This is a genomic window from Pseudomonas sp. Pse35, from assembly GCF_024519715.1.
Lineage (GTDB): Bacteria > Pseudomonadota > Gammaproteobacteria > Pseudomonadales > Pseudomonadaceae > Aquipseudomonas > Aquipseudomonas paracarnis.
The window spans coordinates 1-6046 of sequence record NZ_JALJRP010000063.1 but is presented as its reverse complement, the minus strand read 5'-3'; the positions used below and the strand labels follow the sequence as shown (position 1 = coordinate 6046).

Here is a 6046-nt window from a genome sequence, read left to right as displayed (position 1 = left end):
GGCCCAGGCCAAAGTAAGCAAAACGCTCTTGCCCCACCACTCGGCACCTCGCCTATGCTGCGATGAGGCCATCAGCCCCACTTGAAATCTAAAGAATTACCGCTCCAATCAACCCACACACCACCCCCACCAGCATGGTCAAGCCGGCTACCGTCACCAGCACCCGCGCATCGAAATCCTTGCGCAGCATCAGCAGTGACGGCAGGCTCACGCTCGGCAGGGTCATCAGCAAGGCAACGGCCGGGCCGGTGCCCATGCCCAGGGCCATCATGGTTTGTACGATAGGAATCTCTGCCGCTGTCGGAATCACGAACAGCGTGCCCACAATCGCCAGCGGCACCAGCCACACCAGGCTGTCGGCCATCGCCCCGTCTACATGAGGGAACAGCCACACCCGCGCCGCGCCGAGGATCAGCACCGCCAGGATATACACCGGGATAGTGCTCCAGAACAGCTGCCACAGGGTGCGCAACCAGCGGCTCAGGAACGGTTGCGACTCCACTGTGCTGACGTCGGCAACGGCTTCAAGTGCTGCTTCCGGCACCTGGTCCGGGCGCGCAATGCGCTGTGCCACCAGGGACACGCCCACCACCAGCACAATCCCCGCCACCAGCCGCAGCGCGGTGAAACCCCAGCCCAGCACAAAGCCCATGAACACCAATGTCGCCGGGTTCAATACCGGGTTGGCAATCCAGAACGCCAGCGCCGCGCCGACCGACACCTGCTGGCGGCGCATGCCCGCCGCCACCGGGGCCGCGCAGCAACTGCACATCATCCCCGGCAGGGCGAACAGCCCACCGCGCAGGGTCGAGCCCAGCCCGGCGCGGCCAAACAGGCGCAGCAGCCAGTCGCGGGGGATCAATACCTGCAGCAATGAACCGAGGATCACTGCCAGTACGGCGGCTTTCCAGATGGCCAGGAAATACACCTGGGCATAGGCCAGCGCCGCCGCCAGAGGCGAGCTTTGCTGATCATTGAGAATCGAGGCGCCAATGCTGTGGTTGTCGGCCGCTACAAACGCCTTTAGGTAGTAGGGCGACCACTTCACATAGTAGAGGCCGATGCAGGCCACCAGGAGAAACAGCGCAGGTTTGCACCAGAATGCCCAGCCGCGGTTGGGCTGGGTGGAAGCGAGGTTGGACATGGAGATGATCCGCAGGTGAGTCGATAGCCCGGCATCATACGCCCCTGCGGCCCAAGCTTCAGATATCTGCGCTGACCTGGGTCGGGTCCGGGCAGTTTTCCCCGCCGTTATTCAGCCCTTGCTTGTAGTTGCGGCTGAGCAGCGAAGCCTTGCCGTTGTGCCAGGTCAATGTCAGCACGTACAGGGAGTCGTAGTCATTTCCAGACCAATCATTGGTAATGGTGTGTTTTTCGCCGGCGGCTTCGCTGGCGACTTTGTTGATCAGTTCCGGCAAGTAACCATGGGACCAGGCCGTGTAGATGGTCGCGTTGCGGTACTTGTCCTCGACCAGTTCTTCGGCCAGGGCACTGGTGTCATTCGCTGAGAACTCGATGTTCACCGGCAGGCCGAGCTTGATCGCGCTGGGGCTGATGGTGATCAGTGGGCGAATGTAGCTGTAGGAGTTATCCAGTTCGCCTTCCTCGACGTTACGCGTCGGGTTGGCAGCGAACACATAGTTGGCTTTGCCGAACTTTTCCGGCAACAGAGTCGCCAGGTTCATGGCGCGGTTCAGGCCCTGGCAATTGAGTTGGCCCAGGCCTCCGGCCGGTTTTTCGCCGTGGCGCAGGAATACCAGGGTTTGTACGCCATCGACCGGTTGCGCACGGCTTTCACGGGCGTCCAGGGCGGTGACGATGGCAGCGCTGACCAGCAGCAGCGGCAATACCATGTAGGAATAACGTTTGAGTCGTGGCACAAGGCGCAGAGGCTTGATCTTCATGATAGGTTCGAGTCTTCGTGCGTCGGGTTAAGGCGGACAAGCCCGGCCCCAGTGACGCATCAGCGTCCTGCGGTGTTCCCTGTCGATATAGCAAGCAGCCTCCATTCATTGTTCGGGCGCTCTTAAGAGTGCATTCGGGCGCTTTGGTTCGCCCACGCGGGATACTAGCTGGCAAATGTTGCGCAACGATGACCCATGCACGACGGCAGGCAGATGACTATGATGGGGCTTTCCGACCAGGGGGTTCTCGATGAACGCACTCGCCGCTTTCCCGATCAATAGCAAATGGCCCGCCCAGCACCCAGAACGCCTGCAGCTGTATTCGCTACCCACGCCCAACGGCGTCAAGGTGTCGATCATGCTCGAAGAACTGGGCCTGCCTTACGAGGCGCACAAGGTCAGCTTCGACACCCAGGACCAATTGTCTCCCGAGTTCCTGTCCCTGAACCCCAACAACAAGATCCCTGCGATTATCGACCCCAACGGCCCGAGCGGGCAGCCGCTGGCACTGTTCGAATCCGGCGCGATCCTCGTTTACCTGGCGGAAAAGACCAGCCAGTTGCTTTCCGAAGACCCGGCCACCCGCTATGAAACCCTGCAATGGTTGATGTTCCAGATGGGCGGCATTGGCCCGATGTTTGGCCAACTGGGGTTCTTTAACAAATTCGCCGGCAAGGCTTATGAGGACAAGCGCCCGCGTGATCGCTACGCCGCCGAATCGCGGCGCTTGCTGGGCGTGCTGGAAAAGCGCCTGCTGGGCCGCACCTGGATCATGGGCGACGAGTACAGCATCGCCGACATTGCGATCTTTCCGTGGGTTCGCAACCTGATCGGGTTCTACGAGTCCGGTGACCTGGTAGGCATCACCGATTTCCCTAACGTACTGCGCGCGTTGGACGGCTTTGTCGCACGTCCTGCGGTGATCCGTGGCCTGAACATTCCGAGCTGATGCATGCCGACTTTCGATTTTCAACAACTGGACGTATTCAGCAGCGTACCGCTCAAAGGCAACCCCTTGGCCGTGGTGCTGGGGGCCGATAGCTTCACCGACCAGCAGATGGCGGACTTTGCCAATTGGACCAACCTCAGCGAAACCACGTTTTTACTGACGCCGCGCGACCCACGTGCTGACTATCGGGTAAGAATCTTCACCACCCTCAAAGAGCTGCCGTTCGCCGGGCATCCAACCTTGGGCAGTTGCCACGCCTGGTTGCAGGCTGGCGGCGTGCCGCGTGGGGAGGAGATTATCCAGGAGTGCGAAATCGGCTTGGTGCGTATTCGTCGCCAGGGTGACCAACTGGCGTTTATCGCGCCGCCATTGTTGCGTGCAGGGCCCGTGGAGGCGCCGTTGCTGGAGCGCGTACGCCTGGCTTTGAAGCTGGCGCCCGAGGCGATTGTGCGCAGCCAGTGGGTCGACAATGGTGCGGGTTGGCTGGCGGTGATGCTGGCTGATCGTGACGCGGTGCTTGCGTTGCAACCGGACTATGCGCAACTGCTGGGTCTGGCCGTAGGGGTGATCGGCCCCTGTGATCCGACGCGTGATGCGGTGGACGCGCACTTTGAAGTGCGCGCTTTTGTCGCTGGCGATGGCGCCGCCGAAGACCCGGCCACCGGCAGCTTGAATGCCGGCGTGGCCCAGTGGCTGCTCGCCGAGGGCCTGGCGCCCAGCCGTTACGTGGTCAGCCAAGGCACGGCGATCGGGCGAGCGGGGCGTATTCATATCGAGCGCCAGGGCGATGAAATCTGGGTGGGCGGCGCCGTAGCGTTGTGCATCGAAGGGCGTCTACAGCTGTAGATCAATGAATTGTTACGCACCCGGCAATACACTATTGGCCCCTCGGCATTTGTGTTGCCGGGACTTGGGGGCATAAGCTTTCGCCCCAAAGTGTTCAGCCATTTTTCAGGATTGCCATGACCAGCCAGTTCCCCCAAGCCCGTCCACGTCGCCTGCGCCGCTCCCCGGAACTGCGTGGCCTGTTCCAGGAAAGTGAGTTCACCCTCAACGACCTGGTACTGCCGATTTTCGTCGAAGAAGAAATCGACGACTTCGTGCCCATCACCAGCATGCCGGGTGTGTTGCGCATTCCTGAGAAAAAACTCGCCGGTGAGATCGAGCGTTACGCCCGCGCTGGCATCAAGTCGGTGATGACCTTCGGTGTGTCCCACCACCTCGACGCCAGCGGCAGCGACACGTGGAAAGAACGCGGCCTGGTTTCGCGCATGTCCTCGATCATCAAGGACGCCGTGCCGGAAATGATCGTGATGTCCGACACCTGCTTCTGCGAATACACCGACCACGGCCACTGCGGCGTGATGCACGGTGCCCATGTCGACAACGACGCGACCCTGGTCAACCTCGGCAAGCAAGCCGTGGCCGCCGCCCGCGCCGGCGCCGACGTGATCGCCCCGTCAGCGGCGATGGACGGCCAGGTCCAGGCCATCCGCCGCGCCCTGGATGACGCCGGCTTCACCCACATCCCGATCATGGCCTACTCCACCAAATTCGCCTCGGCCCTCTACGGCCCCTTCCGAGAAGCCGGCGGTAGCGCGCTCAAGGGCGACCGCAAAAGCTACCAGATGAACCCGATGAACCGCCGCGAAGCCGTGCGCGAATCGCTGCTGGACGAACAGGAAGGCGCCGACGCGCTGATGGTCAAGCCTGCCGGTGCCTACCTCGACATCATCCGCGACATCCGCGAAGCCTCGCGCCTGCCGGTGGCGGCGTACCAGGTGAGCGGTGAGTACGCGATGATCAAGTTCGGCGCACAGGCCGGGGCGATTGATGAGGATCGAGTGGTGCGCGAGACGTTGGGGTCGATCAAGCGGGCGGGGGCGGATTTGATATTTACGTATTTTGCGATGGATTTGGCGTTGGCGGGGATTTAAAGGCGGCGTTTAGCCCTGTGGCAAAGGAGGTTAGTTGCCACGGGGCATCCGCTAGATCTGCACCGATTCAGCCCATCGCTGGCAGAAATCATGCTGCTGTTGTATATCATTGGTGAGATCGTTTTCCTCGTGAGCGAATATATGTACAACCTCCCCATCTGGCCGCCCCAGTGTTAGCTCGTAAGCAATAAGACCATTTGACATATGTGAGGACATACCTGATGTATGAACGTTAATTTTTCCGCCTTTGCAAAGAAAAACGGTGTCTTTCATATCCGCTCTCAATACACCGAAGCAGTCGTATAAATCCATTGCTGTATAGGTTTTTTTTGTCCCATTGCTTAGCAAAAGATAAAGGGTGGGCTTGCCTCCTTCGTATTCGATCACTGCGCTGTCACGTATACCGTTTTTAATGATGGTGATTTCACGCGATTTCATGGGTATTTCCTATTAGGGTTCAATATTGTGTATCCCTTGAAGGTACCGTCTTCGTTGACTGGCGATGCACCTAAAATATCCTTGGTATCAATTCGTCCAGGAATTGCGATTTCTAACTCGTTTCTATGTTTGGAACGTGCGCCCAACGCTTTATTTACGTCTATTCCAGGGATTTTTTTTAGGGTGTAAAGAAAGCCTTCCTCGAAGCCAAAATTTGAAGCGAATACCAAGGCTTGTTTCCTTGAGGTCGAAGTAGGGACGAAATTGCTGGGAGGGCTGGCATTATTCAACGTGTGCAGGAATAGGTCTGTGCTGGCGCCTCTACTTTCAAAACCTCTTTCAAAAATTTCATCTGGCTCTCTTAAATCCCCGCGAAATAGATATTCTCTTTTTTTATCTGAGCTGGGGAGCGAGGGAGCCCCCTCATCTACCTTTGCCTGGCCGTGGGAGGTTTCAGTACGTTGATGTTGCGTACATCCATCTGCACCTGGACACGTACTTAAGCCTAGCTGATCCACCCACCCCGTAGGATTGGGCACATACCGGTATCCATCGATCCCACCCGCCAACCTCACCGGGTCCGGTGTCAGGTAACGACCAATATCCGGATTGTAGTAGCGATGGCGGTTGTAGTGCAGTCCGCTTTCCGCATCGAAATACTGGCCTTGAAACCGCAGCGGATTGTCGACCTTGCCCACGTCGAGCCGGGCGATCTGGCCGTAGGCGCGGTAGTGGGCGGACCAGACGATTTCGCCTTCAGGGCTGGTCAGTTCCTGCGGGGTGCCGAGGTGGTCGAGTTGGTAGTGGTAGGGCGTGGT

General features: G+C 59.2%; 7 protein-coding genes. 3 read left to right on the top strand and 4 right to left on the bottom strand.

The genetic code is table 11. The features are described 5' to 3' along the window. Positions 1–88: 88 nt before the first annotated feature. The gene (locus OC445_RS26695; protein WP_032903692.1) at positions 89–1144 is read right to left on the bottom strand and encodes a permease; all 1056 of its coding nucleotides are present in this window, start codon (positions 1142–1144) and stop codon (positions 89–91) included. 58 nt (positions 1145–1202) lie between these two features. Further along, positions 1203–1904, bottom strand: coding sequence for a histidine phosphatase family protein (locus OC445_RS26690; RefSeq protein WP_072448718.1), 702 nt, complete (start codon positions 1902–1904; stop codon positions 1203–1205). A gap of 250 nt (positions 1905–2154) precedes the next feature. On the opposite strand from OC445_RS26690, the gene OC445_RS26685 reads away from it, so the two are divergent. From OC445_RS26685 to hemB, 3 genes are all read left to right on the top strand, one after another. Further along, positions 2155–2853: a glutathione S-transferase N-terminal domain-containing protein gene (locus tag OC445_RS26685; protein ID WP_003190312.1), complete on the top strand. Its 699-nt coding sequence runs from the start codon at positions 2155–2157 to the stop codon at positions 2851–2853. A 3-nt stretch (positions 2854–2856) separates the two neighbouring features. Next, on the top strand, positions 2857–3699 hold the full coding sequence (locus OC445_RS26680) for a PhzF family phenazine biosynthesis protein (RefSeq protein ID WP_089042728.1): 843 nt from the start codon (positions 2857–2859) through the stop codon (positions 3697–3699). A 116-nt stretch (positions 3700–3815) separates the two neighbouring features. Beyond that, positions 3816–4790 carry a porphobilinogen synthase gene (gene hemB / locus OC445_RS26675; protein WP_016977356.1) on the top strand — a complete coding sequence of 325 codons (975 nt, stop codon included), beginning with the start codon at positions 3816–3818 and terminating at the stop codon, positions 4788–4790. A 51-nt stretch (positions 4791–4841) separates the two neighbouring features. On the opposite strand, the gene OC445_RS26670 is transcribed toward hemB, so the two are convergent. Together OC445_RS26670 and OC445_RS26665 are read right to left on the bottom strand one after the other, a co-directional pair. After that, positions 4842–5228: a hypothetical protein gene (locus tag OC445_RS26670; protein WP_054898814.1), complete on the bottom strand. Its 387-nt coding sequence runs from the start codon at positions 5226–5228 to the stop codon at positions 4842–4844. Next, positions 5225–6046, bottom strand: an 822-nt coding sequence (locus tag OC445_RS26665) for an RHS repeat-associated core domain-containing protein (RefSeq protein ID WP_262020449.1), incomplete at its 5' end; no start/stop codon positions are given. The genes OC445_RS26670 and OC445_RS26665, both read right to left, overlap by 4 nt.